Here is a 25,713-nt window from a genome sequence, read left to right on the forward strand (position 1 = left end):
GCCCGCGCTTGCAAGGCATCAGCCTTGCTGCGCGCGGGCGCCTTGCATCCAGCCCCTTTGCGGGGCAACGCGACCCCTTGAATAGGGTTAACAGGCCCTGGATCACGCGCTGGGGCAAGGTGGTGGCGGCCACGGGCGCCAAGCCCGAGTGAGCGGCGGGCGGGCGCCGCGGGCCCGCGACGCGCTTCTCCGAGCGCCTGCAAGGGTTTCCCCTTAAGACTAGCCTTCGCGTCCTCCCACGGCGTCGCCGGACGCCGCAGCCCTCTTCTTTCCGCGAGCGATGGCCTCCCTGTTTTCCCGTCAAGAGATCCATGCGGTCGGCCCGGGCCTGCCGGCCCACGAGCGCTTCGGTTCGCTGCTCGCCGTCATGCTGGGCGTGTGCGTGGCCAGCCTCGATACCGCGATCGCCAACACCGCCCTGCCCACCATCGCCAACGAACTGCGTGTGAGCGAGGCCGCCTCGACCTGGGTCGTCAGCGGCTACCAGCTCGCGATGGTGGCCGCGCTGCTGCCGGCCGCCGCGCTCGGCGACGTGCTCGGCCACCGGCGCGTGTTCCTCTGGGGCCTGGTGCTGTTCACCGTGTCCTCGCTGGGCTGCGGCCTGGCCGATTCGCTGCCCGCGCTGGTCGGCTGGCGCGTGGTGCAGGGCCTGGGCGCCGCCGGCGTGATGGGCGTGAACGGCGCGCTGGTGCGCGTCATCTACCCGTCGGGCATGCTGGGGCGCGGCCTGGGCGTGAACGCGCTCGTCGTGGGGCTGGCCTTCGCGGGCGGGCCCACGGCGGCATCGCTGGTGCTGCTGCTGGGTTCGTGGCACTGGCTGTTCCTGATCAACGTGCCGATCTGCGCGGTGGCGGTGTTCTACGGCCTGCGCTTCCTGCCGGCCACCGAGCGTCACGGCCACGGCTTCGACGGCCTGGCCGCGCTGCTGTGCGCCGCCGCGCTCGCGCTGCTGGCCTCCACGCTCACCGAGGCCGCGCACCAGGCCACCGTCGAGTCGGTGGTCGTGCAGGCGGTGCTGGGCTTCGGGCTGCTGGCCTGGCTGCTCAAGCGCCAGTCCGGGCATCCGGCGCCGATCCTGGCCGTGGACCTGCTGCGCAATCCCATGTTCGCGCTGTCGGCGGCCACGGCCGTGTGCTCGTTCGCGGCGCAGGCGCTGGCCTTCATCTCGCTGCCCTTCCTGTTCCAGGCGCTGCTGGGCTACTCGCAGGTCGAGACCGGCTTCCTCATCACGCCGTGGCCGCTGGTGGTGGCCGCGATGGCGCCCGTGGCCGGGCGCCTGTCGGACCGCTACGAGTCGGGCATGCTCTGCGGCGTCGGGCTGGCGCTGCTCGCGCTGGGCCTGCTGTCGCTGGCGCTGCTGCCGCCGCATCCCACGGTGGCCGGCATCGTCTGGCGCATGGCGCTGTGCGGCGCGGGCTTCGGCTTCTTCCAGTCGCCGAACCTGCGCGCCATCATGGGCTCGGCACCGGCCTCGCGCAGCGGCGGTGCCAGCGGCATGGTCGGCACGGTGCGCCTGTTGGGCCAGTCCTCGGGCGCGGCGCTGGTGGCGGCCTGCTTCCATGTGTCGAGCACGAATGGCGCGGTGTACGCGCTGTGGCTGGGCACCGCGTGCGCGGCGAGCGCCAGCGTGTTCAGCTTCCTGCGACTCCGGCGAAGGGCGCTGGCGATCTAGTTACTTGCGGTTCGTGAAGCTGGCGTTGCCCAGCCCGGTGCCGATCGTCAGCACCGCCCAATGCCCGACATCGCGCATGAACGGCAACTCGCTCAAGCCCTGCACCACCGCGTCGTTGTGCATCAGCACCAGCGTCGGGCCCGAGCCGATCATCGGCATGCGGCGCCACAGCGCGCTCGGCAGGTGGAAGTTCTCGCTCTCCCAGTCGCCCGGCAGGTTCTGCGCGCCGCGCGCGATCGAGCCGTCCTTGCGGATCAGGCCCGGGCAGGCGATGCCGATGAAGGGCGCGAGCCGGATCTTCTTGCGTTCGGCATAGCGCACCATGTCCTCGAGCATGCCGGCCACGTGCTCGACGAAGTTGGTGCGGCTGGGCTTCTCGTCGGCATGACGCCACTTCTCGCGCCGCACCACCTTCGCGAGCGAGAAGTCGCGCGCCTTGCGATGGCGCGTCTTCACGATGCCGCAGCGTACGTTGGTGCCGCCGATGTCGATCGCGAGGATCGCGTCGTGCTTCTTGAGCATCTCGGGCGGCGTCAGGTGCACCCAGCCGATCAGCCCGCCGTCGTCGACCTCGTGCGAGAGCCGGCCGAGCTGCACGTGCACGCCCATCTCCTCGAGGATCGCGCCGGCCTCGAGGATCGCGCGCTCGCCGGCCTCGCTCTCGGGAAAGCCGCCGCCCACCACGATGCGCTCGACCTTCTCCCACGAGGGCTGGTGCAGGAAGCGCTGGATCACCGCCGCGAGTTCCTGCGCGAACTCGCCGATCGCGCTGTGCATCACGTTGGCCGCATCGCTGACCTTCTGGCCGCGCAGCAATCGGTCGAGCTCCTTCTTGCTCATGTCGCGCGAATGCCGCAGGCCCAGCGGATCGGTGCCGTCGCTGCGGTGCTTGCGGCGCCAGCGCTCGAGCAGCGCGCGAAACGCGGTCTGGCTCGCCTGGTCGCCGACGAAGCCCTCGTTGTCGCGCAACTGCAGGCTGTAGCCGTCGACCTGCAGCTTGGGCAGCTCGCGCAGGCCGTGGACGTCGGGGCCGGGGAGATCGATGCGCGACGCGGACGGATCGCCGGCCTTGCGCTTGCTCTTCGGCGTAGCCGGTTCGGACTTCGGCTTCTTCTTCGCGGTCGTCGCGGTCGTGGACTTCTTCATGGACCCAGTGTGGCCGCGCCAAGGGCCGCGCCGCATCGGCGCCGCGCACGGCAGGCTGTAGGACGCCGACGGGTACGCCGCGCGCGGGCTTGTCTATACACTGGCCGCGATGCACCCGCCCCACTCCCTCCGGCGCGTCACGCTGGCCCTCGTGCTCGTGCTGCTGGCAGCCATCGCCTGCCTGTGGTTGGCGGCACCGGCCCGCGCGGCCACCGACGACGGCACGCTGCGCGTCGGCTCCAAGCGCTTCACCGAGTCCTACATCCTGGCCGAGCTGCTCGCGCAGACCGCCGCGCCGCACCTGGCGAACAAGCCGGTGGTGCGCCAGGGCCTGGGCAACACGGCCATCGTCTACGAGGCGCTGCGCTCGGGCGCGATCGACCTCTATGCCGAATACACCGGCACCATCGCGCTCGAGATCCTCAAGGGCTCGCCTGCGGCCACGCGCGAGCAGATGAACGCCTCGCTCGCGCCGCTGGGCCTGGGCGTGGCGATACCGCTGGGCTTCAACGACGGCTATGCGCTCGCGGTGCGCGCGGCCGATGCCGACCGGCTCGGGCTGCGCAGCCTCGGCGACCTCGCGAAGCATCCCGAGCTGAAGCTCGGCCTGTCGAACGAATTCATCGGCCGCGCCGACGGCTGGAAGGGCCTGGCCGCGCGCTACGGCTTCACGCAGACGCCCACCGGCCTCGACCACGGCCTGGCCTACGACGCGATCGGCGCGAAGCAGGTCGACGTGATCGACATCTACACCACCGACGCCAAGATCGACCACCTGGGCCTGCGCGTGCTCGAGGACGACCGCCAGTACTTCCCGCGCTACGACGCGGTGGTGCTCTACAAGCTCGACCTGCCGCAGCGCCTGCCGAAGGCCTGGGCGGCGCTGCAGAAGCTCGAGGGCCGCGTCGACGAGCACGCGATGATCGCGATGAACGCGCGCGCCGAGCTGCAGAGCGTGCCCTTCGACACCATCGCGCGCGACTTCCTCGCGAGCGCCAGCAAGGACGGCGCGGCGCCGCAGGACACGCGGCGCGGCTTCACGGCCAAGCTGTTCGGCCCCGATCTCTGGCAGCTCGCGCGCCAGCACCTGCTGCTGGTGGCGCTGTCGGTGGGCGTGGCCATCCTCATCGGCGTGCCGATCGCGATCCTGGTGTTTCCGCACCTGCGGCTGCGCGCCCTGGTGCTGGGCGTCGCGAGCCTGATGCAGACCGTGCCCTCGCTGGCGCTGCTCGCGGTGCTGATCTCGATGCTCGGCGCCATCGGCACCCTGCCCGCGCTGATCGCGCTCACGCTCTATTCGCTGCTGCCGATCATGCGCAACACCGTGACCGGCCTGGCCGAGGTGCCCAACGGCCTGCGGCTGGCCGGCACCGCGCTCGGCATGACCTCGAAGCAGAGCCTGCGGCTGGTGCTGCTGCCGCTGGCACTGCCCACGCTGCTCGCGGGCGTGCGCACCGCCACCGCGATCGCCATCGGCACGGCGACCATCGCGGCCTTCATCGGCGCGGGCGGCTTCGGCGAACGCATCGTGACCGGGCTCGCGCTCAACGACCGCGAGTTGCTCGTGGCGGGCGCGCTGCCGGCGGCGGCCCTGGCGCTGCTGAGCGAGGGCGTGTTCGAGCTGGTGGAGTTCTGGCTGCGCCGGCGCCGCCGCGCGCCGCCGGCATCGACAGTGCCTTGAGACCCTCGCGCAGCAGCCGCGCGCCCACGCCCAGCGGCTTGTCGGCGCGGTGGCAGAAGTAGGCACGGTGGCCGGTCTCGCCGTCCACGCCGAGGCGGCCCACCGGCAACTGCACCAACGTGCCCGCGGCGATGTCGGCCGCCACCAGCCATGACGGCATCTTTCCCCAGCCGAGGCCAGCGCGCAGCAGCGCGAGCTTGATCTGCATGTCGCCCGCGCGCCAGGTGGTGGGAGAGAGCACGTCGAAGTCCTGGCCCGCGCTGAGCGCGCTCGCATCCTCCACCACGATCTGCAGATGCCGCACGGCCGCGTCGTCGAGCGAGCCGCGGGCCTTCTTCTTCGCGAGCATCGCCAGCGGATGCGCAGCGGCCGCCACCGCCACCATCGACAGCGGCATCAGGAACTCGCGCGCGATGCGCTCGTCGAGCTGCGAGAAGGCCGAGATCGCGAGCTCGCAGCGGCCGCTGTGCAGCGCCTCGATCGGCGCACCCATCGAGCCGTACTCGATGCGCATCGCGATGCCCGGATGCACCGCGTGCACGCCGCGGATGGCGGCCGCCACGAGGTCGATCGGGAACAGCGTGTCGACCGCGATCGAGAGGCCGAGCTCGATGCCCTGCTCGATCCCCTGCGCGCGGGCGCGCAAGGCATCGACCTTCGCGAGGATCTGCCGCACGTCGCCCAGCAGCGCCTGGCCCGCGGGCGTGAGCACCGGCTTGTGACCCGAGCGGTCGAACAGCCGCACCTGCAGCTGCTCCTCGAGGTTGGCGACGGCCTGGCTCACGGCCGACTGCACGCGGTGCAGCCGTTCCGCGCCCGCGCGGAAGCTGCCGGTCTCGGCCACCACCACGAACATCTGCATCTGGGACAGCGTGAGCGCATCCAGCATGGGCTTCTCCTCGTTCGAACAACGCAACTCGATCGGTTCGATCGATGAAGTCGACCGATATTATTTGCTTTCATCGATCGGGTTCGAAGGCCAGACTGGCACCCATGCACTCCACGTCCGCGCCGCTGCCCTCCCCCGCCGCCACCACCGCCTGGACCGCCGTCGCCCTGGTCGTTGCCGCGGGCGTGATCGCCGCGCTGCAGGTCGGCAAGGTCGCGATCGCGGTGCCACAGCTGCGCGACGATTTCGGACTCGGCCTGTCGGCGATCGGCTGGCTGATGGCGGTGTTCTCGCTGCTCGGCGTACTCGGCGCGATTCCGGTCGGCGCCTGGATCGCGCGCGCGGGCGACCGTCGGCTGCTCGCGGCCGGCCTGCTGGCGCTGGCTGTCGGCAGCACCATCGGCGCCCTGGCCGGCAGCCTGGCCGCGCTGCTGTTCGCGCGCGTGATCGAGGGCCTGGGCTTCCTGCTGATCGTGATCGCCGGGCCCGCGCTGCTGCAGCGCATCGTCGCGCCCGCGGCCAAGGACCTGGCCTTCGCGATCTGGAGCTGCTTCATGCCGGTCGGCATCGCGATCGCGTTCTTCGTCGGCTCGGTGCTCGAGGGCTGGCGCGGCTTCTGGCTCGCGAACGGCCTGCTCGCGCTGGTGCTGCTGGCGCTGGTGCTGGCGGCCGTGCCGCGCGGGGAGCGCGACGCGCGCCGGCTGTCGTGGCGCGGCATCGCCGGCGACACCACCCGCACGCTCGCGGCGCCCGCGCCGCTGCGGCTCGCGCTGTCCTTCGCGATCTACAGCCTGCAGTTCTTCGCGCTGTTCAACTTCCTGCCGGTGCTGCTGATCGAGCGCATGGGCGCGAGCGTGGCCACGGCCGGGCTGCTGAGCGCGCTGGCCTGCCTCGCGAACGTGGGCGGCAACCTCGCGGCCGGCCTGCTGCTGGCGCGCGGCACGCCGCGCTGGCTGCTGGTGGCAGTCGCGACCGCCACCATGGGCATCGCCGCGCTCGGCATCTTCCTGCCGCTGCTGGCGGCGCTGCCGACCTTCGTGCTGTGTCTGCTGTTCTCGGGCGCCGGCGGGCTGCTGCCCGCGACCCTGCTGGCCTCGGCCGAACGGGCCGCGCCGGAATCGCGGCTCGCGCCGCTCACGGTCGGCCTGCTGATGACCGGCAACAACATCGGCCAGATGATCGGCCCGGTGCTGGTCGGCGGCGCGGTCGAGGCGCTGGGCTGGCCGGCCGCCGCCGCGATCGTGGCGCTCGCGAGCGTGGCGGGGCTGTGGGTGGCGATGGGGTTGCGGCCGTTGCGCTGAGAACGGAAGCGGACAGCCGAACGCAGAAGGAAGCCAAAAGAAACGCAGAAGTCGCAGAAAAAACCTTTTGGGGTTTCCCTTCTGCGACTTCTGCGCAACCTTCGCGATTTCTGCGTTCGGCTGCCCGATCCCGTATCGGAGACCTCAGGCCAGCGTGTACGCCGTCTTCACCGTGGTGAAGAACTCCTGCGCATAGCGCCCCTGTTCGCGCGGACCATAGCTCGAACCTTTGCGACCGCCGAAGGGCACGTGGTAGTCCACGCCCGCGGTCGGCAGGTTCACCATCACCATGCCGGCCTGGCTGTGGCGCTTGAAGTGCGTGGCGTACTTGAGCGACGTGGTCGCGATGCCCGCCGACAGTCCGAACTCGGTGTCGTTGGCCGTGGCCAGCGCTTCCTCGTAGTTCTTCACGCGGATCACGCTCGCCACCGGGCCGAAGATCTCTTCCTTGTTGATGCGCATCGCCGCGGCCGATTCGCTGAACAGCGCGGGCGACATGTAGTAGCCGTCGGTCGCTAGCTTCAGGCGCTCGCCGCCTGCCGCCAGCACCGCGCCCTCAGCCTTGCCGATGTCGACGTACTCCAGGTCCTGCTCGAGCTGCGACTTCGAGGACACCGGACCCACGTCGGTGCCCTGCGCGAGCGCGTCGCCGACCTTGATCTTGGCCATGCGTTCCTTCATCGCCGCGATGAACTTCGGGTAGATGCCTTCGGTGACGATCAGCCGGCTCGAAGCCGTGCAGCGCTGGCCGGTCGAATAGAAGGCGCTCTGCGTGCTCAGTTCCACCGCCTGCGCGAGGTCGGCATCGTCGAGCACCACCTGCGGGTTCTTGCCGCCCATCTCGAGCTGCACCTTCTTGCCGTTCTTCACGCACTGCACCGCGATGTTGCGGCCCACGCCCACCGAGCCGGTGAAGCTGATCGCGTGGATGCCCGGGTGGTTGACCAGCGCATCGCCGATCACGCTGCCGCGGCCCATCACGAGGTTGAACACGCCGGCCGGAATGCCCGAGCGGCTGATGATCTCGGCCAGCGCCCAGGCGCAGCCCGGCACCAGGTCGGCGGGCTTGAGCACCACGCAGTTGCCAAAGGCCAGCGCGGGCGCGATCTTCCAGGCGGGAATGGCGATCGGGAAGTTCCACGGCGTGATCAGGCCGACCACGCCCACGGGCTCGCGCGTGATCTCCACGCCGATGTTGGGGCGCACCGAGGGCAGCAGCTCGCCCGACAGGCGCAGGCACTCGCCCGCGAAGAACTTGAAGATCTGGCCCGCGCGCGTGGCCTCGCCGATGCCTTCGGCCTTGGTCTTGCCTTCCTCGCGCGCGAGCAGCGTGCCGAGTTCCTCCTTGCGCGCGAGGATCTCGTTGCCGATCTTGTCGAGCGCGTCGGAGCGTGCCTGCACGCTGCCCGTGGCCCAGGCCGGGAAGGCGGCGGTGGCGGCGGCCACGGCCGCTTCGACATGACTCGCGTCGCCTTGCGTGTAGTGGCCCAGCACGTCGCCGAGGTTGCTGGGGTTGACGTTGGGGCTGTAGCTCGCGCCGGCGCGCCATTCGCCGCCGATCAGGTTGTCGTGGTTCTGCATGGAATGCATCCTTGTTGCTGCGGAAAGAACGGAATGAGGGGTGAGGCCGGCGGTCTCAGCGGACCATGCAGGGCCGTTTGTTGTCGAAGCGCCAGTTGGGGATCAGGTACTGCATCGCCTGCGCATCATCGCGCGCGCCCAGGCCATGCTTCAAGTAGAGGTCATGAGCTTTTTTGACTTCGTCCATGTCGAGCTCGACACCGAGGCCGCCGCGCGTGGGCACTTTCACGAAGCCGCCCTCGATGCGCAGCGGCTCCTTCGTCAGGCGCTGGCCGTCCTGCCAGATCCAGTGCGTGTCGATGGCCGTGACCTTGCCCGGCGCGGCCGCCGCCACGTGCGTGAACATGGCCAGCGAAACGTCGAAGTGGTTGTTCGAATGCGAGCCCCAGGTCAGGCCCCAGGCCTGGCACAGCTGGGCCACGCGCACCGAACCGGCCAGGGTCCAGAAATGCGGATCGGCCAGCGGGATGTCGACCGACTGCAGCGACAGGCTGTGGACCATCTCGCGCCAGTCGGTGGCGACCATGTTGGTGGCCGTGGGCAGGCCGGTGGCGCGGCGGAACTCGGCCATCACCTCGCGGCCCGAGAACACGCCCTCGGCGCCGCACGGGTCCTCGGCGTAGGCCATCACGCCATGCAGGTCGCGGCACAGCCGCACCGCGTCGGCCAGCAGCCAGCCGCCGTTGGGGTCGAGCGTGACGCGCGCCTGCGGAAAGCGCTCGTGCAGCGCGCGGATCGCCTCCACCTCCTCCTCGCCGCGCAGCACGCCGCCCTTGAGCTTGAAGTCGGTGAAGCCGTAGCGCGCATGCGTGGCCTCGCCCAGGCGCACGATGGCTTCGGGGGTCATGGCCTCCTCGTGGCGCAGGCGGAACCAGTCGTCGTCGGCGCCGGGGTCGCTGTCGTAGGGCAGATCGGTCTTCGCGCGGTCGCCCACGTAGAACAGGTAGCCGAGCATCTGCACCGCGTCGCGCTGCTGGCCCTCGCCGAGCAGCGCCGCCACCGGCACCTCGAGAAACTGGCCCAACAGGTCGAGCAGCGCGGCCTCGACGGCCGTGACCGCATGGATGGTCACGCGCAGGTCGAAGGTCTGCAGGCCGCGCCCGCCGCTGTCGCGCGCGGCGAACTCGCGGCGCATGGCGTTGAGCACGGCGTTGTGGTTGCCGATGGGCTGGCCCACGACCAGCGCGCGCGCGTCCTCGAGCGTCTGGCGGATCTTCTCGCCGCCGGGCACCTCGCCCACGCCGGTGCGCCCGGCGCTGTCGGTGAGGATCAGCAGGTTGCGCGTGAAGAAGGGACCGTGCGCGCCGCTGAGGTTCATCAGCATGCTGTCGCGGCCCGCGACCGGGATCACCTGCATCTCGGTGACGACGGGGGTGGAGGAACGGGAGTCCGGGAGCGTCATGGCTTTGGCGTCGGTTCTGAAGGCTGCGGGCCCGCGGGGCCCTTGTCAATCGGCGTGATCAATCGGCGGTGATGTGCCGGGTTTCGATCAGGGTCTTCCAGCGCGTCCATTCGCGCGCCTGGAAGGCGGTGAATTCCTCCGGCGTGCTCGCGACGATCTCGAGGCCCTGCTCGAGCATGCGCTTCTTCGTCTCGGGATCCTGCATCGCGGCCACCACGGCATCGGCCAGCTTCTTCTTCGTGGCCGGCGGCAGTCCGCGCGGCGCGGCCACGCCCTGCCACGAATAGACCTCGGCGCCCTTCACGCCGGCCTCGGCCAGCGTGGGCACCTCGGGCAGCACGGGCGAGCGCTTGTCGCCGGTGACGGCAATGGCGCGCAGCTTGCCGGCGCGGATGTGCGGCAGCACGGCATTGACGTTCTGGAACGAGAAGTCGACCTGGTTGCCAAGCAGGTCGTTGACCGCCGGCGCGCCGCCCTTGTAGGGCACGTGCACGCCCTCGGTCTTCGTCTGCTGCCAGAACAGCTCGGCCGAGAGGTGGTCGGAGGAGCCGTTACCCGAGCTCGCGAACGAGACCTTGCCCGGCGTCTTGCGCAGCAGCGCGAGCACCTCGTCGACCGTCTTCTCGGGCCGCGCGACATTGGCCACCAGCACGTTGGGCGCCTGCACCGGCACGCTGATGTAGTCGAAGTCTTTCGTCGCGTCGTAGGGCACGCTCTTCTGCAGGTGCGGCGTGACGACGAAGGCGCCGAGCGAGGACACCAGCAGGGTGTAGCCGTCGGGTGCCGCGCGCTTGACGAAGCCGGTGCCGATGGTGCCGGTGGCACCGGGCCGGTTGTCGACCACGAAGCTGCCGCCGAGCTTCGTCTGCAGCTGCAGCGCCAGCGCGCGCGCCACCATGTCGGTGGAGCCGCCCGCGGGGAACGGCACGATGATGGTCACGGGCTTCTGCAGCGGCCAGTCACCTTGTGCGGACGCGGCCATCGGCAGCCAGGCCGCACCGGCCAGGCCGACCAGGCCGGCCGCGAGCAATGCTCTGCGCTTCATGCGTGCCGTCCGCGGATCAGGAGGCGCGCACGGCCTGGCGCGCGAGCAGCTTCCAGTCGCCGCCCTGCTTCTGCCACACGCCGAGGATCTTCAGCGCCACCTTGCCGGGCTTGCCCGAGTCGTTGGTGTCGGCGGCCAGCGCATGGCGCACGATGGCGGTGCGGGCATCGACCACCTTCACGGTCTGCTCGGTGATGGTGATGGTCACGAAGTCGGACTTGCCGTCGAGCAGGTCGGCGATGAAGCTTTCCTTGGTGTCGACCTTGCCGCCCGAGTGGCCGTAGCTGAGCTCGTCGGCCACCAGCGCCGACAGCGCGGGACGGGTCGGGTCGACCATCGCGATACGCAGGCGCTCGGCGGCCGCGGCCACGTCGGCCGCATCGGAGGCGCTGCCGCCGCCCGTGGGCATGACGTTGGCGCAGCCCGAGAACATCGCCGCGGCGGCGGCAACGAGGAACAGTTTCTTCAGCATGTCGTCATCTCCGGTGTTGTGTGTGTTTCTTGTTCGACGGCGCCGCCGCTTACTGCGGGCCCAGCTTCTCGATCAGCGCGGCGAGCTGCGCGACCTCGTCGGGCTTGAGGTCGGTCAGCGGCGCGCGCACCGGGCCGGCGTCATGGCCGACGATCTTGGCGCCGGCCTTCACGATGCTCACCGCGTAGCCCGGCACGCGGTTGCGCAGCTCGAGGTAGGGCATGAAGAAGTCCTTCAGCAGGCGGTGCTGGGTCGGCAGGTCGTCGTTGGCGACGGCGTTGTAGAAGTCCATCGCGGTCTTCGGGATGAAGTTGAAGACGGCCGACGAATACACCGGCGTGCCCATGGCCTTGTAGGCCGCGGCATAGACCTCGGCCGTGGGCAGGCCGCCCAGGTAGGCGAAGCGGTCGCCCATCTTCTGGTAGATGGCGACCATCGCCTCGATGTCGCCCACGCCGTCCTTGAAGCCCACCAGGTTCGGGTTGCGTTCGGCCAGGCGCGCCAGCGTGTCGGGCTTGAGGCGGCTGGTGGCGCGGTTGTAGACGATCACGCCGAACTTCACGCTCTTGCACACGGCCTCGACGTGCGCGGCGATGCCGTCCTGGCCGGCTTCGGTCAGGTAGTGCGGCAGCAGCAGGATGCCGTGCGCGCCGGCCTTCTCGGCCGCCTGCGCGCACTGGATCGCGAAGCGCGTGGGACCGCCGGCGCCCGCGATGATCGGCACCTTGCCGCGGCAGGTGTCGACCGCGGTCTGGATGATGCCGGGGTACTCCTCGCCGGTCAGCGAGAAGAACTCGCCCGTGCCGCCGGCCGCGAACAGCGCGCTGGCGCCGTAGGGCGCGAGCCATTCGAGGCGCTCGATGTAGCCCTTCTTGTCGAAGTCGCCGTTGGCATCGAAGTCGGTCAGCGGGAACGAGAGCAGGCCGGAGCCCATGATGTTTTTGAGTTCTTGCGGGTTCATCGAAGAAAACGTCCAGTGAAAGAAATGAAGAAAGGGTTGGAAGCGGCGAGCGCGTTCAGTCGAGCTTGATGCTGGCGTCGGCCACCACCTTGGCCCAGCGCGCGCGTTCCTTGTCGAAGAAGCGCTCCTCCTCGGCGGGGGTCATGGTCACCACCTCGGCGCCCTGCCCCGCGAGCCGCGAGCGGATGTCGGCCGTGCGGATGACGGCGATCAGTTCCTTGTTGAGGCGCTGCACGATCGCCTCGGGCGTGCCGCGCGCGACGCGCACGCCCTGCCAGGTGCCCGATTCGTAGCCGGGCACGCCCTGCTCGGCGATGGTCGGCACGTCGCCGATCAGCGGCATGCGCGTGGCCTTGGACACGCCCAGCACCTTGAGGCGGCCGCCCTGCACCTGCGGCAGGGTGGCGAGCATGCCGTTCATCAGTACCTGGGTCTGGCCCGAGACGGTGTCCTGCACCGCCTGCACGCCGCCCTTGTAGGGCACGTAGGTCCACTTCGCGCCGCTGGCGCGCTCGAGCGCCACGCCGGCCAGGTGCGGCGCGCTGCCGGTGGGGTCACGGCGAAGTTCAACTCCGAGGTCTTCGAGAGCGCGACCAGTTCCTTGAGGTTGTTGGCCTTCACCGACGGATGCACCACCAGCAGGTGCGGCGAATAGGCCAGCATGGTCACGCCGCGCAGGTCCTTCGACGGATCGAAGGACAGCCTGGTGTAGACCGAGGGGCTGATCGCCAGCGCGCCCACGTCGCACAGCAGCAGCGTGTAGCCGTCGGGCGCGGACTTGGCGACGAAGTCGGCGCCCAGGTTGCCGTTGGCGCCGGGCTTGTTCTCGACGATCACCGGCTGCTTCAGCGCTTCCGACAGCGGCTGGCTGATGGCGCGCGCGATGATGTCCGACGAACCGCCGGGCGGGTACGGCACCACGATGCGCAGCGGCTTCGCGGGCCAGCCGGCGGTGCCGGCTTGCGCCAGGGCGAACCCCGGCAGGCTTGCGGCCAACGTCGTGGCCAGTGCGGCGCTGAGCGCGCCGCGGCGTTTGATGGTCATCCTCTGCCTCCAGTTGTCTCGATGGTCGATGCCTCGCTCGTTGGTCTTGCGAGTTATCAGTCATCGTACAACTAGAAAAACAAGTTGTCCAGCATCACGAACCCCAAAAGGGGTTCATGGACTAGTTATCGGAGGACTTGGCCGCTTCGGCCTTCTTCTGCGCCGCTTCCTGCGCCATGCGCAGCCGTTCGCGGCTGTTGGTCAGGTGGATGCGCATCGCGGCGCGGGCCGATTCGGGGTCGCGCCGCGCGATCGCCGCATAGATCTCTTCATGCTCACGGTTGACGCGGCTGAGGTAGGCCCCGCCCTCCTGGTGGCGGATCGCGCTGATGCGGGTGCGCGGAATGATCGTCGTGCCCAGGTGTCGCATGATGTCGGCGAAATAGGGGTTGCCGGTCGACTGGGCGATCTGCAGGTGGAAGCGGAAGTCGGGCGCCACGGTGTCGCCCGAGACCGTCACGTTGTGCTCGAAATCGTCGAGCGCCTGGCGCATCGCGACCAGCTGCTCCTCGGTGCGGCGGCTCGCGGCCAGCCCGGCCGATTCGGTCTCGAGGCTGATGCGCAGCTCGAGCACGGCCAGCACGTCGACCGAGGTCGCGATCTCGCCCGGCTCGAGCCGGAACACCCCGCCCGGACGCGGCTGCAGCACGAAGGTGCCGACGCCGTGCAGGGTCTCCACCAGCCCGCCGGCCTGCAGCTTCGACAGCGCCTCGCGCACCACGGTGCGGCTCACGCCATAGGCCTGCATGATGGCCGACTCGGTCGGCAGCTTGTCGCCCGGCCGCAGCACCTGGCTACGGATCTTCTCGCCCAGGTCTTCCACCAGCCCGTGCGCCAGTCCGCGCGCGCGCTGGCGCGGCCGCCCCACGAAGGCGCTGCCGCCCTTCGAGGCGGAAACACCGGCTTCCGGCGCATCGGAAACCAAGGGATTACCCGCAGTCGTCTGGTCCATACCCACGATCATAATCTCCCATCAGTTGTACGACAACAGATAACCTATCACTCAAATCCTGCCAGATCGCCGCCTTCGCACCTCTGCGGGTGTTCTCGTCGAAGCGGCATTCACATGAAGTATTCGCTCGATTTCTCTCCGCTGGCATCGTACTGGCCCGTGTTCGTCAACGGGGCATGGCTGACCCTGAAGATGACCGCGCTGGCCGTGCTGATCGGCGTCTGCGTGGGCACGCTGGTGGCTTTCGCCAAGCGCAGCCGCATCCGGCCCCTGTCGCGCGCCTGCTCGATCTACATCGAGGTGGTGCGCAACACGCCGTTCCTGGTCCAGATCTTCCTGCTGTATTTCGGCCTCGCGAGCTTCGGCCTGCGCATGCCGACCTTCGCGGCCGCGGTGCTGGCGATGGTGATCAACATCGCGGCCTACGCGGCCGAGATCATCCGCGCCGGCCTCGAGTCGGTGCCGCGCGGGCAGATCGAGGCCGCCGAATGCCTGGGCCTGTCGAAGTGGCGCATCGGCTGGCACGTGATGCTGCAGCCTTCGATCGAGAAGGTCTACCCTGCCCTCACGAGCCAGTTCCTGCTGATGATGCAGGCCTCGGCGATGGCCTCGCAGATCTCGGCCGAGGAGCTCACGGCGATCGCCAACACCGTGCAGTCCGACACCTTCCGCTCGCTCGAGACCTACATCGTGGTCGCTGCCCTCTACCTGGTGCTGTCGCTGTTCATCAAGCTCGTGACCTGGGCGCTCGGCGAGTACATGTTCCGCCGCCGCCGCGTGGTGCGCCGCGCAGCCGCGCAGGCCGGCAAGGTGCAGCCGGCCGCGAGCGCCGCCGCCGTCGCGATCCACGGAGGCGCGGCATGAGCATTGGAAACTTCACCTTCACGCACCTGATGTACCTGGTGCAGTCCATCGGCTGGACCCTGGTGCTCTCGGCCATCGCCTTCGCGCTCGGCGCCATCGGCGGCTTCGGCCTGATGCTCGCGCGCATCTCGCCGCGGCCCTGGCTGCGCTGGCTCGCGCTGGTCTACATCGAGTGCATCCAGGGCATCCCGCTGCTGATCCTGCTGTTCATCGTCTACTTCGGCCTCTCGGTCTACGGCCTCGCGCTGCCCTCGCTGATCGCGGCCGGCATCGCGATGATGATCTACGTCAGCGCCTACCTCGGCGACATCTGGCGCGGCTGCGTCGAGGCCATGCCCAAGCCGCAGTGGGAAGCCTCCGAATGCCTGGCCTTCACGCGCTGGCAGACCTTGCGCCTGGTGATCATCCCGCAGGCGGTGCGCCTGTCGCTGCCGCCCACGGTCGGCTTCCTGGTGCAGATCATCAAGATGACCTCGCTGGCCTCGGTGATCGGCTTCGTCGAGCTCACGCGCGCCGGCCAGATCATCAACAACACCATCTTCCAGCCCTTCCTGGTCTTCCTCCTGGTCGGCGCTTTCTATTTCGCCCTGTGTTATCCGCTGTCGCGCTGGAGCGAAGCGATGGAGAAGAAGCTCAATGTCGCCAATCGTTGAATCCCTGCGCACCCCCTACATGGACGCCAGCGTCGGCACGGCCGGCGGCGGTGCCGCGCAGGTCCCGGGCTCCTCGCCCATCGTGCGCCTGGACCAGGTCTACAAGAGCTTCGGCGCGAACCAGGTGCTCAAGGGCGTCTCGTTCGAGGTCGCCAAGGGCGAGATGATCGCCATCATCGGCGCCAGCGGCTCGGGCAAGAGCACGGCGCTGCGCTGCATCGACCGGCTCGAGGTGATCGACCGCGGCAGCATCGAGGTCTGCGGCATCCGCGTCGACGATCCCGCGGTCGACCTCAAGCGCCTGCGGCTCGAGGTCGGCATCGTGTTCCAGAGCTACAACCTGTTCCCCCACCTCACGGTGCAGGAGAACATCATGCTGGCGCTGCGCCACGTGAAGAAGCTCTCGCGCGGCGAGGCCGCCGAGGTCGCGATCCGCGTGCTCGACCAGGTCGGCCTGAAGCAGAAGGCCGACGCCTATCCCGAGCAGCTCTCGGGCGGCCAGCAGCAGCGCGTAGCCATCGCGCGCTCGCTCGCGATGTCGCCCAAGGTCATGCTGTTCGACGAGGTGACCTCGGCGCTCGACCCTCAGCTCACCGGCGAGGTGCTGCGCGTGATGGAGGACCTCGCGGCCGGCGGCATGACCATGCTGCTGGTGACGCACGAGATGGCCTTCGCCAAGCGCGTGGCCGACCGGATCATCTACATGCACCAGGGCACCGTGTGGGAAACCGGCCCCGGCGAAATGCTCGACGCGCCCCGCACGCCGGAGCTGCATGCCTTCCTGAACAACGGGCTGTAAACAGGCAGCCCGGGTCTTTCTCTTTACTCCCATACCAAACCACACCAGGAGATATTCATGAAACTCGGCAAAGCCTTCACCCGCAGCTGCATCGCGCTGGCCCTCGTGGCCGGCGTGGCACAGGCCGCCATGGCCGACCAGCTCGACGACATCAAGAAGGCCGGCAAGATCCGCGTCGCGATCGCCATGGGCACGCCGCTGTTCAGCTTCGCCGACGCCAACCTGCAGCCCACCGGCTCCGACGTCGACACCGCCACGCAACTGGCCAAGGACCTGGGCGTGAAGCTCGAGATCGTCTCGGTCACCAACGCCGCGCGCGTGCCCACGCTGCAGGCGCAGCGCGCCGACATCGTGGTGGCCGACCTGTCGATCACGCCCGAGCGCGAGAAGGTGGTCGACTTCTCGACGCCCTACGCCGTCATCAGCATCATCGTGGGCGGCCCCAAGAGCATCAAGGTCGCCGACTACGCCGACCTCAACGGCAAGCGCATCGGGCTGACGCGCGCCACCGTCAACGACACGCTGACCACCCAGCAGGCCAAGGGCGCCGAGATCGTGCGCTACGAGGACGACGCCACGCTGATCACCTCGATGGTCACGGGCCAGATCGACCTGTTCTCGAGCACGCCCTCGAACCTCAGCGAAATGATCAAGCAGGCCCCGGCCAAGAACCTCGAGCTGAAGTTCTCGCAGAAGGACTTCGACCTGGGCATCGCGCTCAACAAGGAGCAGCCCAAGCTCAAGGAGTGGATCAACAACTGGGTCGTGACGAACCAGAAGAACGGCAAGCTCAACGCCATCTACAAGAAGTACCACGGCCGCGATCTCCCGGAACGCATCACCAAGCTGTAAGGACGAGCGACGGATGGAATCGAACAAGAAACTCGACCGGCTGCTCTTGACCGGCGCCGCTGGCGGCCTCGGCAAGGTGCTGCGCGAACGGCTCAAGCCTTACGCGGGCGTGCTGCGCGTGTCCGACATCGCGGCGCTCGCGCCGGCCGCCGACGCGAGCGAGGAAGTGGTGCCCTGCGACCTCGCGGACAAGGCCGCGGTGCATGCGCTGGTCGAGGGCTGCGATGCCATCGTCCACCTGGGCGGCGTGTCGGTCGAGCGGCCGTTCGAGGAGATCCTCGAGGCGAACATCAAGGGCATCTTCAACGTCTACGAGGCCGCGCGCCGCCACGGCGTGAAGCGCGTGGTGTTCGCGAGCTCGAACCACGTGATCGGCTTCTACCGGCAGGACGAGCACATCGACGCCCATGCCGCGCGCCGGCCCGACGGCTACTACGGCCTGTCGAAGTCCTTCGGCGAGGACATGGCGCAGTTCTACTTCGACCGCTGGGGCATCGAGACCGTGAGCATCCGCATCGGCTCCTCGTTCCCCGAGCCGGTGAACCGCCGCATGATGAGCACCTGGCTCAGCTACCGCGACCTCACCACGCTGATCGAGAAGTCGCTGTTCACGCCCGGCGTGAAGCACACGGTGGTCTACGGCATGTCGGCCAACCGCGACGTGTGGTGGGACAACAGCGCGGCCGCGCACCTGGGCTTCGTGCCGCAGGACGGCTCCGAGGTGTTCCGCGACAAGATCGAGCAGCAGCCGCCGGTGGCCCCCACCGATCCCAACGCGATCTACCAGGGCGGTGCCTTCACGGCGCAGGGCCCGTTCGGCGATTGAGCGGCACTCCCAGCATGCAGGCCGAACTCGTTCTCGACGCGCGCAACGGCACCGGCGAAAGCCCGGTCTGGCAGGCGGCCGAACAGGCGCTCTACTGGGTCGACATCCCGGCGCGCGCGCTGCACCGCTGGCACGCCACCGAGGGCCATGCCAGCTGGACCGCGCCCGAGATGATCGCCTGCATCGCGCCGCGCGCCGACCGGCCCGGCACCTGGATCGCGGGCCTGGAGAGCGGCCTGTTCTCGCTCGAGCCACGGGCCGACGGCACGCTGGCCGCCACGTCGATCGCACCGGTCGAGCACGAGGCTCCCGCGATGCGCTTCAACGACGGCCGCTGCGACCGCCAGGGCCGCTTCTGGGCCGGCACCATGCTGCTGGACATGGCCGCCGGCGCGCGCGTCGGCCGCCTCTACAGCCATGGCCAGGGCGATGCGAGCGCCGCCCTGCGCCTCGACGACCTGATCGTGCCCAACGGCCTGGCCTGGAGCCCCGACGGCCGCACGATGTATCTCTCCGATTCGCACCCGAGCGTGCAGGCCGTCTGGGCCTTCGACTACGACACCGCCAGCGGCACGCCGTCGAACCGCCGCCTGTTCGTCGACATGAAGCCCCTGCCCGGCCGCCCCGACGGCGCCGCGATGGATGCCGAGGGCTGCTACTGGATCTGCGGCAACGACGCCGGCCTGGTCCACCGATTCACGCCCGGGGGCCGGCTCGACCGCTCGCTCGCGGTGCCGGTGAAGAAGCCCGCGATGTGCGCCTTCGGCGGCCCGGGTCTCGACACCCTGTTCGTCACCTCGATCCGGCCGGGCAACACCGACCTGTCGGACCAGCCGCTGGCCGGCGGGGTGTTCGCGCTGCGGCCGGGCGTCACGGGATTTCCCGAGCCGATGTACGGCACTTGATTGGGTACCTGAGTCTTTGCGCTTTCATTTTCACGACAACCAACGATCAGAGGACGAGACAGACATGAAACTCCAGAAGACACTCATCGCACTTGCAGTCGGCGCCGCGGCCATGCTGACCACCCTGGCCGCCAGCGCCACCGAGTTCCGCTCGGCCGACATCCATCCCGACGACTACCCCACCGTCACCGCCGTCAAGTTCATGAGCGAGCGCCTCAAGGCGCTGTCGGGCGGCAAGCACAGCATCAAGGTCTTCAACAACAGCGCCCTCGGCAGCGAGAAGGACACCATCGAGCAGACCAAGATCGGCGCGCTGCAGATGGTGCGCGTGAACATCGCGCCGATGAACAACATCTGCGCCGAGACGCAGGTGCCCACCATGCCCTTCCTGTTCCGCTCGGTCGACCACCTGCACAAGGTGCTCGACGGCCCGATTGGCGAGGAGATCCTCAAGTCCTGCGAGAAGCAGGGCTTCGTCGGCCTGGCCTACTACGACAGCGGAGCGCGCTCGATGTTCACGGCCAAGAAGCCGGTGCGCAGCTTCGCCGACATGAAGGGCCTGAAGGTGCGCGTGCAGCAGTCGGACCTGTGGGTCTCGATGCTCGAGGCCATGGGTGCCAACGCCACGCCGATGCCCATGGGCGAGGTCTACACCGGCCTGAAGACCGGCCTGATCGACGCCGCCGAGAACAACTACCCCACCTACGAGAGCGCGCGTGCCTTCGAGGTGGCCAAGTACTACAGCAAGACCGAGCACTCGATGGCGCCCGAGATGCTGCTGTTCTCCAAGCGCGTGTGGGACAAGCTCTCGGCCGAGGAGCAGGGCTGGATCCGCCAGGCCGCCAAGGAGTCGGTGCCCTACATGCGCAAGCAGTGGGAAGAGCGCGAGGTGAAGTCGCTGGCCACCGTGAAGGCCGGCGGCGCCGAGATCATCGAGGTCGACAAGGCGCCGTTCCAGGCCGCGATGAAGCCGGTGTACGACAAGTTCATCACCGACGCGAAGCTCAAGGACCTCGTGAAGCGCGTGCAGGACACGAAGTAACCGACCGGTTTGCTGAATTGGCTCCTTCCCCCGCTGGGGGAAGGCAGGGATGGGGGCATCGGCGCATCCATCGCCGCGCGCTTGCCGGCGCCCGGCGCCCCCACCCCAACCCTCCCCCACTGGGGAGGGAGGACGACAGAAGGCTTCACATCGTATGTACACCAAACTCTGCCGCACGCTCGCGCGTGCCTGCATGTGGCTGGGCATCCTCGGACTCGTCGCGGTGATCTGCGCGGTGAGCTGGCAGGTGTTCGGCCGCTACGTGCTCAACAACACACCGACCTGGGCCGAGAGCCTGGCGCTGCTGCTGGTGCTCTACGTCACCATGCTCGGCGTGGCCGTGGGCGTGCGCGACGCCGGTCACATCGGCCTCGAATCCTTCCTCGTGCTCGCGCCCGACTGGCTGCGGCTGAAGATGGAATACCTGATCCATGCGCTGATCCTGATCTTCGGCGCCGCCATGGCCTGGAACTGCGCCGAGCTGGCCGCCTCGGTCTGGGACTACCGGCTGCCCACGCTGTGGATCTCCGAAGGCTGGAAGTACGTTCCCGCCACCGTCTCGGGCGTGCTGATCGTCCTGTTTTCCATCGAACACCTCATCGCGCTCGCACAGGGCCGCGAAGTCGAACCCGCCTGGGGATAAGCCGCCATCATGACGATCCCGCTCCTCATCCTCTGCCTCTCGTTCACGCTGTTCCTGCTGCTCGGCGTGCCGGTGGCCTTCTCCATCGGCCTGTCCGCGCTCGCCACCCTGCTCTACGAAGGCCTGCCGCTGGCGGTCGGCTTCCAGCAGATGACCTCGGGCATGGGCATCTTCTCGTTCCTCGCGATCCCGTTCTTCATCTTCGCGGGCGAGCTCATGCTGTACGGTGGCATCGCCGACCGCATCGTCAACTTCGCGCGCGCCCTGGTGGGCCACGTGCGCGGCGGCCTCGGCATGTCGAACGTGGTGGCCTGCACGCTGTTCGGCGGCGTCTCGGGCTCGCCGGTGGCCGACGTCTCGGCCATGGGCGCCGTGATGATCCCGATGATGAAGAAGGAGGGCTACCACGCCGACTACGCGGTCAACGTGACGACCCACGCGGCCCTGGTCGGCGCGCTGATGCCCACCAGCCACAACCTGATCATCTATTCGCTGGCCGCGGGCGGCAAGGTCTCGATCGCGGCGCTGATCCTCGCGGCGCTGCTGCCGGCCGCGGTGCTCACGCTCAGCAACCTCGCGGCCGCCTACCTGGTGGCGGTGAAGCGCGGCTATCCCGCGGGCACCTTCCCGGGCTGGGACATCGTCTGGCGCTCGCTCGCCGCGGCGCTGCCGGGCCTGTTCATCGTGGTGCTGATCCTCGGCGGCATCCTCTCGGGCGTGTTCACCGCGACCGAGTCGGCCGCCGTGGCGGTGCTCTACGCGCTGGCGCTCACGATCTTCGTCTACCGCACGCTGAAGTGGGAGCACTTCATCAAGGCGGCCTCGAAGGCGGTGCGCACCACCGGCGTGATCCTGCTGCTGATCGGCATCTCGAGCACCTTCGGCTACCTGATCAGCCTCTACGGCGTGGCCGAGCTCACGGGCCAGATGCTGTCGCAGGTCACGACCACGCCGTGGATGATCTTCCTGCTGATCAACATCATCCTGTTCGTGCTCGGCACCTTCCTCGACATGGCGGCCACCATCCTGCTGTGCACGCCGATCTTCCTGCCGATCGCGCAGCACTACGGCATGAGCTCGGTGCAGTTCGGCGTGGTGATGCTGATCAACTGCGCGCTCGGCCTCAACACCCCGCCCGTGGGCACCACCCAGTTCGTGGGCTGCGCCATCGGCGGCGTGTCGGTGGGCCAGGTGATGCGCACCATCTGGCCGTTCTACGGCGCGCTGATCTTCGCGCTCGGCGTCGTGACCTTCGTGCCGGCCTTCTCGACCTGGCTGCCGAGCCTGTTCATGGTCGTGCGCTGATGACCGAGCCCGTGCGTCCGCCGCTGTACATCCGCATCCATCCGGCGGACAACGTCGCCATCGTCGCCAACGACGGCGGCCTGAAGGCCGGCGCGGTGTTCGCCGATGGCCTCGCGCTGGTGGACAACGTGCCGCAGGGCCACAAGGTGGCGCTGGCCGATCTCGCCGAGGGCGAGGCGATCCGGCGCTACGACGTGGTGATCGGCTATGCGCAGAAGGCGCTGCCGCGCGGCAGCTGGGTGCACGAGCGCGTGATGCGCATGCCGACCGCGCCCGAGCTCGACGGCCTGCCGATCGCCACCGTCAAGCCGCCGCCGATGGCGCCGCTCGAGGGCTTCAGCTTCGAGGGCTACCGCAATGCCGACGGCTCGGTGGGCACGCGCAACATCCTCGCGATCACGCAGACGGTGCAGTGCGTGGCCGGCGTCACCGAGTTCGCGCTGCAGCGCATCAAGCGCGAGCTGCTGCCCAAGTACCCGAACGTCGACGACGTGGTCGCGCTCGCGCACGGCTACGGCTGCGGCGTGGCGATCGACGCGCCCGACGCGATCGTGCCGATCCGCACCTTGCGCAACATCAGCCTCAATCCGAACTTCGGCGGCGAGGTGATGGTGGTGAGCCTGGGCTGCGAGAAGCTGCAGCCCGAGCGCCTGCTGCCGCCCGGCAGCATCCCGATCGCCGATGGCCGCGATGCCGACCTCGACGTGGTCTGCCTGCAGGACGACGAACACGTGGGCTTCATGTCGATGATCGACTCGGTCATGCGGCAGGCCGAGCAGCACCTCGCGCGGCTGAACGCACGCCGGCGCGAGACCGTGCCCGCGAGCGAGCTCGTGGTGGGCGTGCAGTGCGGCGGCAGCGACGCCTTCTCGGGCGTCACCGCCAACCCGGCCGTGGGCTTCTGCACCGACCTGCTGGTGCGCGCGGGCGCCACCGTGATGTTCTCGGAGACCACCGAGGTGCGCGACGGCATCGACCAGCTCACCGCGCGCGCCAGCACGCCCGCGGTGGCCGAGGCCATGATCCGCGAGATGGCCTGGTACGACGACTACCTGCGCAAGGGCCGCGTCGACCGCAGCGCCAACACCACGCCCGGCAACAAGAAGGGCGGCCTGTCGAACATCGTCGAGAAGGCGATGGGCTCGATCGTGAAGTCGGGCTCGGCGCCGATCTCGGGCGTGCTCGCGCCCGGCGAGAAGGCCACGCACAAGGGCTTGATCTACACCGCCACGCCGGCCAGCGACTTCATCTGCGGCACGCTGCAGCTCGCGGCCGGCATCAACCTGCACGTGTTCACCACGGGCCGCGGCACGCCCTACGGGCTGGCCGAGGTGCCAGTCATCAAGGTCGCCACGCGCAGCGACCTCGCGCGCCGCTGGCACGACCTGATGGACGTGAACGCGGGCCGCATCGCCGATGGCGACGCCACGATCGAGGAGGTGGGCTGGGAGCTGTTCCGCCTGATGCTCGACGTCGCCAGCGGCCGGAAGAAAACCTGGGCCGAGCACTGGCAGCTGCACAACGCGCTGGTGCTCTTCAACCCGGCTCCCGTGACCTGAAAAAAAAGAGGCAGGCGCGGGTATTCCGGACGACCCGGCAAAGGGGGCCGGGCGTCCTTCTTTCAACCGAGAGAGGAGACCGAGGATGCAAAGAACCCGTTTGGTGGCGAGCATGATCGCAGGCGCCGCCCTGCTGGCCGCGTGTGGCGGCGGCGGTGGTGGTGGCGCGAGCTTCGTGCCGCTGCCGCCCGCGGCGAACAACCCGCCGCCCGAAACACCCGTGCCGCCCGAGGTGCAGGCAGCCCAGCCGAAGCTGTCGAACACGCCGATGGACGAGATCGTGAGCAGCCACCTGCTGCCCACCATCGAGCGCCTGTTCGCGCAGGTGCGCACGCAGAAGCTCGACACCGTGCTGCTGGGGCAGAAGGTGTTCGCGCCCGGCAGCAAGGACAAGTTCCTGCCCGGCAAGGTGGCGATCGGCTTTTCCTACATCCTGCTGAACACGCCCAGTTCCGACCCGAAGTACCGCGAGTACATCGACGGCTACCGCGAGATCGCCGACGTGACCATCGACGTGACCAACGACAGCTGGGGCATCTACTACTACATGTCGGCGCTGTGGAAGCTCAAGAAGGCCGGGCTGCTCGAGGGCAGTGGCGCCGCGATCTCGCCGGCCACGCTCGACAAGCTCAAGACCAAGCTCAACTGGACCGCCTTCGTCAACCCGGCCGACTATTCGCTGATCGGGCTGCCGACCAACTACTACGGCGTGGCCTTCAGCATCGCGCGCCTGCGCCACCTCATGGGCTGGGAAGGCCCCGAGGCCAGCGAGGCGCTGCTGCAGAAGATGATCAACCACTACAAGACCTTCTCGGCCTTCGGCTTCTCCGACGAGACCGACGGCAGCGGCCGCTTCGACCGCTACAGCGTGCTGCTGATCGGCGAGATCATGCAGCGGCTGATCGAGACCGGCATGACGGTGTCGGCCGAGGACGAGGCCTCGCTCAAGGGCTGGCTGCGCCAGTCGGTGGACGTGATCAAGGTGCGGCTGAACCCGGCCGGCAACGGCGTGGACTACGGCCGCAGCCTCGCGGGCTATGCCGACACGGCCTTCGCCGAGGTGCTGTCGGCGGCCGAGCACATGAACGTGCTGAACGAGGAGGAGAAGCAGATCGCCTATGCCTTCGCCACCCGCGTCACGGCCAAGTACGTGGAGTTCTGGTACGACGCCGAACTCGGCTCGCTCAACATGTGGCAGAAGGGCCGGCGCGTCGACAGCTACCGCGGCATCGACCGCGTGCTCGGCGAGAACCTGAGCCTGTCGCACCAGCTGATCTACACCAACAACCTCTGGAAGTCGGCGGGCTACGCGCAGAAGGCGCCGGTGTCCACGCAGACCTTCCTGGCCTACCTCGACAGGCAGCCGCGCGCCACGCTCACGAAGTTCGCGGGCTTCGACGGCGGTGCCTCGACCTACGACCGCGGCCTGGTGACCTACCGCGACGGCCTGCGCGTGATCAGCCTGCCGGTGGTGAACGGTGCGAAGACCTACCACCACACCAACCCCTACTTCGCGATCCCCCACTCCTACAACATGCTCTCGGGCGTGGCCGACACCCAGTGGCCGCAGCTGCAGCCGCGCTTCACCGTGGCGAGCGGTTCGCAGCCGCTGATCCCCGCGGCCTACCAGAAGAACCTGAAGATCGCCGAGGCCGGCCAGGTGCTCACCGTGAGCTACGACCAGGATGCGATGGACCGGGCCACCTCGGGCAACGACCCGATCAAGGACACGCGCATCACCTCGCGCACGCGCTACACCTTCGAGCCCGGCCGGATCACGCGCGTCGACACCTACACGCCCGCGGCCGCGCTCGACATCGCGAAGCTCGAGCTCGAGTTCGGCAGCTACTCCGACGGTGCCAGCGCGCTCGGCGGCAATCGCTTCGCGTTCGCGAACGGCGACGTGCAGGGCTTCGAGGTCGAGGGCCTGCAGGACTGCGCGGCGGTCGATGTGCGCGAGAACGTCGACTACAACACGCCGACCGGCGCGCTGAAGACCAGCATCCGCTGCAGCACGGCGGCCTTCAGCCTGGCCGCGCCGCTCACGATCAAGTGGGTGCTCGAGTACCGCTCGCCGAGCGTGGCGGGCATCGCCCCCAAGTGACCCACCGCCCGGTCG

General features: G+C 68.9%; 21 protein-coding genes and 2 pseudogenes. 14 read left to right on the forward strand and 9 right to left on the reverse strand.

Annotated features, from left to right (window positions below; genetic code table 11):
- Window positions 1-280: 280 nt before the first annotated feature.
- Window positions 281-1,672: an MFS transporter gene (locus tag AC07PU_RS08465; protein WP_495316697.1), complete on the forward strand. Its 1,392-nt coding sequence runs from the start codon at window positions 281-283 to the stop codon at window positions 1,670-1,672.
- Here AC07PU_RS08465 and AC07PU_RS08470 read toward each other — a convergent pair whose 3' ends face one another.
- Window positions 1,673-2,818, reverse strand: coding sequence for an ROK family protein (locus tag AC07PU_RS08470; protein WP_431512211.1), 1,146 nt, complete (start codon window positions 2,816-2,818; stop codon window positions 1,673-1,675).
- Between the two features lie 109 nt (window positions 2,819-2,927).
- Between AC07PU_RS08470 and AC07PU_RS08475 the strand changes: the two genes are divergently transcribed.
- Window positions 2,928-4,499 (forward strand): ABC transporter permease/substrate-binding protein, encoded by a 1,572-nt coding sequence (locus AC07PU_RS08475; protein WP_495316699.1) that lies wholly within the window; start codon window positions 2,928-2,930, stop codon window positions 4,497-4,499.
- Window positions 4,500-4,554: 55 nt separating this feature from the next.
- Here AC07PU_RS08475 and AC07PU_RS08480 read toward each other — a convergent pair.
- A pseudogene (locus tag AC07PU_RS08480) lies at window positions 4,555-5,388 on the reverse strand (LysR family transcriptional regulator); the annotation flags it as partial.
- 104 nt (window positions 5,389-5,492) lie between these two features.
- Between AC07PU_RS08480 and AC07PU_RS08485 the strand changes: the two are divergent.
- Window positions 5,493-6,689: an MFS transporter gene (locus AC07PU_RS08485; RefSeq protein WP_495316701.1), complete on the forward strand. Its 1,197-nt coding sequence runs from the start codon at window positions 5,493-5,495 to the stop codon at window positions 6,687-6,689.
- Window positions 6,690-6,833: 144 nt separating this feature from the next.
- Here AC07PU_RS08485 and AC07PU_RS08490 read toward each other — a convergent pair whose 3' ends face one another.
- From AC07PU_RS08490 to AC07PU_RS08520, 7 genes and pseudogenes are all read right to left on the reverse strand, one after another.
- Complete coding sequence (locus AC07PU_RS08490; protein WP_431512208.1) at window positions 6,834-8,270, reverse strand: aldehyde dehydrogenase family protein; 1,437 nt, start codon at window positions 8,268-8,270, stop codon at window positions 6,834-6,836.
- 55 nt (window positions 8,271-8,325) lie between these two features.
- Entirely contained in the window at window positions 8,326-9,672 is a 1,347-nt protein-coding gene (gene gudD / locus AC07PU_RS08495; RefSeq protein ID WP_495316703.1) for a glucarate dehydratase, read from the reverse strand.
- 58 nt (window positions 9,673-9,730) lie between these two features.
- A complete protein-coding gene (locus tag AC07PU_RS08500) occupies window positions 9,731-10,717 on the reverse strand; it encodes a Bug family tripartite tricarboxylate transporter substrate binding protein (RefSeq protein ID WP_495316705.1) in 987 nt (328 codons plus the stop codon).
- A gap of 16 nt (window positions 10,718-10,733) precedes the next feature.
- Window positions 10,734-11,189 (reverse strand): nuclear transport factor 2 family protein, encoded by a 456-nt coding sequence (locus tag AC07PU_RS08505; protein ID WP_495316707.1) that lies wholly within the window; start codon window positions 11,187-11,189, stop codon window positions 10,734-10,736.
- Between the two features lie 49 nt (window positions 11,190-11,238).
- Window positions 11,239-12,150, reverse strand: a complete 912-nt coding sequence (kdgD, locus tag AC07PU_RS08510) for a 5-dehydro-4-deoxyglucarate dehydratase (RefSeq protein WP_093343117.1) — start codon at window positions 12,148-12,150, stop codon at window positions 11,239-11,241.
- Window positions 12,151-12,205: 55 nt separating this feature from the next.
- Window positions 12,206-13,194, reverse strand: a pseudogene (locus AC07PU_RS08515) (Bug family tripartite tricarboxylate transporter substrate binding protein).
- A gap of 121 nt (window positions 13,195-13,315) precedes the next feature.
- Window positions 13,316-14,146 (reverse strand): FadR/GntR family transcriptional regulator, encoded by an 831-nt coding sequence (locus tag AC07PU_RS08520; protein ID WP_093343120.1) that lies wholly within the window; start codon window positions 14,144-14,146, stop codon window positions 13,316-13,318.
- 114 nt (window positions 14,147-14,260) lie between these two features.
- Between AC07PU_RS08520 and AC07PU_RS08525 the strand changes: the two genes are divergently transcribed.
- From AC07PU_RS08525 to AC07PU_RS08575, 11 genes are all read left to right on the forward strand, one after another.
- Window positions 14,261-15,010 carry an amino acid ABC transporter permease gene (locus AC07PU_RS08525; RefSeq protein WP_495316709.1) on the forward strand — a complete coding sequence of 250 codons (750 nt, stop codon included), beginning with the start codon at window positions 14,261-14,263 and terminating at the stop codon, window positions 15,008-15,010.
- Window positions 15,007-15,663 carry an amino acid ABC transporter permease gene (locus AC07PU_RS08530; protein ID WP_398500917.1) on the forward strand — a complete coding sequence of 219 codons (657 nt, stop codon included), beginning with the start codon at window positions 15,007-15,009 and terminating at the stop codon, window positions 15,661-15,663. The genes AC07PU_RS08525 and AC07PU_RS08530 overlap by 4 nt, the downstream gene beginning before the upstream one ends.
- A gap of 19 nt (window positions 15,664-15,682) precedes the next feature.
- Window positions 15,683-16,462: an amino acid ABC transporter ATP-binding protein gene (locus tag AC07PU_RS08535; RefSeq protein ID WP_281081344.1), complete on the forward strand. Its 780-nt coding sequence runs from the start codon at window positions 15,683-15,685 to the stop codon at window positions 16,460-16,462.
- 57 nt (window positions 16,463-16,519) lie between these two features.
- Window positions 16,520-17,314 (forward strand): transporter substrate-binding domain-containing protein, encoded by a 795-nt coding sequence (locus tag AC07PU_RS08540; RefSeq protein ID WP_093343126.1) that lies wholly within the window; start codon window positions 16,520-16,522, stop codon window positions 17,312-17,314.
- Between the two features lie 13 nt (window positions 17,315-17,327).
- A complete protein-coding gene (locus tag AC07PU_RS08545; protein ID WP_495316712.1) occupies window positions 17,328-18,140 on the forward strand; it encodes an NAD-dependent epimerase/dehydratase family protein in 813 nt (270 codons plus the stop codon).
- A gap of 14 nt (window positions 18,141-18,154) precedes the next feature.
- Complete coding sequence (locus tag AC07PU_RS08550) at window positions 18,155-19,045, forward strand: SMP-30/gluconolactonase/LRE family protein (protein WP_495316715.1); 891 nt, start codon at window positions 18,155-18,157, stop codon at window positions 19,043-19,045.
- 64 nt (window positions 19,046-19,109) lie between these two features.
- Window positions 19,110-20,087 carry a TRAP transporter substrate-binding protein gene (locus AC07PU_RS08555; protein ID WP_209540988.1) on the forward strand — a complete coding sequence of 326 codons (978 nt, stop codon included), beginning with the start codon at window positions 19,110-19,112 and terminating at the stop codon, window positions 20,085-20,087.
- A gap of 154 nt (window positions 20,088-20,241) precedes the next feature.
- On the forward strand, window positions 20,242-20,730 hold the full coding sequence (locus AC07PU_RS08560) for a TRAP transporter small permease (RefSeq protein ID WP_093343131.1): 489 nt from the start codon (window positions 20,242-20,244) through the stop codon (window positions 20,728-20,730).
- 9 nt (window positions 20,731-20,739) lie between these two features.
- Window positions 20,740-22,035 (forward strand): TRAP transporter large permease, encoded by a 1,296-nt coding sequence (locus tag AC07PU_RS08565; protein WP_093343132.1) that lies wholly within the window; start codon window positions 20,740-20,742, stop codon window positions 22,033-22,035.
- On the forward strand, window positions 22,035-23,594 hold the full coding sequence (gene garD, locus AC07PU_RS08570) for a galactarate dehydratase (protein WP_495316719.1): 1,560 nt from the start codon (window positions 22,035-22,037) through the stop codon (window positions 23,592-23,594). The genes AC07PU_RS08565 and garD overlap by 1 nt, the downstream gene beginning before the upstream one ends.
- An 85-nt stretch (window positions 23,595-23,679) precedes the next feature.
- The gene (locus tag AC07PU_RS08575; protein ID WP_495316721.1) at window positions 23,680-25,698 is read left to right on the forward strand and encodes a lipocalin/fatty-acid binding family protein; all 2,019 of its coding nucleotides are present in this window, start codon (window positions 23,680-23,682) and stop codon (window positions 25,696-25,698) included.
- Window positions 25,699-25,713: the final 15 nt, after the last annotated feature.

This window comes from Variovorax sp. GW821-FHT10D07 (genome assembly GCF_059415325.1).

Excerpts from the sequence above, each read along its gene's own strand:
- AC07PU_RS08465 (WP_495316697.1), top strand. The coding sequence starts at position 281 with ATGGCCTCCCTGTTTTCCCGTCAAGAGATCCATGCGGTCGGCCCGGGC.
- AC07PU_RS08470 (WP_431512211.1), bottom strand. The coding sequence starts at position 2,818 with ATGAAGAAGTCCACGACCGCGACGACCGCGAAGAAGAAGCCGAAGTCC.
- AC07PU_RS08475 (WP_495316699.1), top strand. The coding sequence starts at position 2,928 with ATGCACCCGCCCCACTCCCTCCGGCGCGTCACGCTGGCCCTCGTGCTC.
- AC07PU_RS08485 (WP_495316701.1), top strand. The coding sequence starts at position 5,493 with ATGCACTCCACGTCCGCGCCGCTGCCCTCCCCCGCCGCCACCACCGCC.
- AC07PU_RS08490 (WP_431512208.1), bottom strand. The coding sequence starts at position 8,270 with ATGCAGAACCACGACAACCTGATCGGCGGCGAATGGCGCGCCGGCGCG.
- gudD (WP_495316703.1), bottom strand. The coding sequence starts at position 9,672 with ATGACGCTCCCGGACTCCCGTTCCTCCACCCCCGTCGTCACCGAGATG.
- AC07PU_RS08500 (WP_495316705.1), bottom strand. The coding sequence starts at position 10,717 with ATGAAGCGCAGAGCATTGCTCGCGGCCGGCCTGGTCGGCCTGGCCGGT.
- AC07PU_RS08505 (WP_495316707.1), bottom strand. The coding sequence starts at position 11,189 with ATGCTGAAGAAACTGTTCCTCGTTGCCGCCGCCGCGGCGATGTTCTCG.
- kdgD (WP_093343117.1), bottom strand. The coding sequence starts at position 12,150 with ATGAACCCGCAAGAACTCAAAAACATCATGGGCTCCGGCCTGCTCTCG.
- AC07PU_RS08520 (WP_093343120.1), bottom strand. The coding sequence starts at position 14,146 with ATGGACCAGACGACTGCGGGTAATCCCTTGGTTTCCGATGCGCCGGAA.
- AC07PU_RS08525 (WP_495316709.1), top strand. The coding sequence starts at position 14,261 with ATGAAGTATTCGCTCGATTTCTCTCCGCTGGCATCGTACTGGCCCGTG.
- AC07PU_RS08530 (WP_398500917.1), top strand. The coding sequence starts at position 15,007 with ATGAGCATTGGAAACTTCACCTTCACGCACCTGATGTACCTGGTGCAG.
- AC07PU_RS08535 (WP_281081344.1), top strand. The coding sequence starts at position 15,683 with ATGGACGCCAGCGTCGGCACGGCCGGCGGCGGTGCCGCGCAGGTCCCG.
- AC07PU_RS08540 (WP_093343126.1), top strand. The coding sequence starts at position 16,520 with ATGAAACTCGGCAAAGCCTTCACCCGCAGCTGCATCGCGCTGGCCCTC.
- AC07PU_RS08545 (WP_495316712.1), top strand. The coding sequence starts at position 17,328 with ATGGAATCGAACAAGAAACTCGACCGGCTGCTCTTGACCGGCGCCGCT.
- AC07PU_RS08550 (WP_495316715.1), top strand. The coding sequence starts at position 18,155 with ATGCAGGCCGAACTCGTTCTCGACGCGCGCAACGGCACCGGCGAAAGC.
- AC07PU_RS08555 (WP_209540988.1), top strand. The coding sequence starts at position 19,110 with ATGAAACTCCAGAAGACACTCATCGCACTTGCAGTCGGCGCCGCGGCC.
- AC07PU_RS08560 (WP_093343131.1), top strand. The coding sequence starts at position 20,242 with ATGTACACCAAACTCTGCCGCACGCTCGCGCGTGCCTGCATGTGGCTG.
- AC07PU_RS08565 (WP_093343132.1), top strand. The coding sequence starts at position 20,740 with ATGACGATCCCGCTCCTCATCCTCTGCCTCTCGTTCACGCTGTTCCTG.
- garD (WP_495316719.1), top strand. The coding sequence starts at position 22,035 with ATGACCGAGCCCGTGCGTCCGCCGCTGTACATCCGCATCCATCCGGCG.
- AC07PU_RS08575 (WP_495316721.1), top strand. The coding sequence starts at position 23,680 with ATGCAAAGAACCCGTTTGGTGGCGAGCATGATCGCAGGCGCCGCCCTG.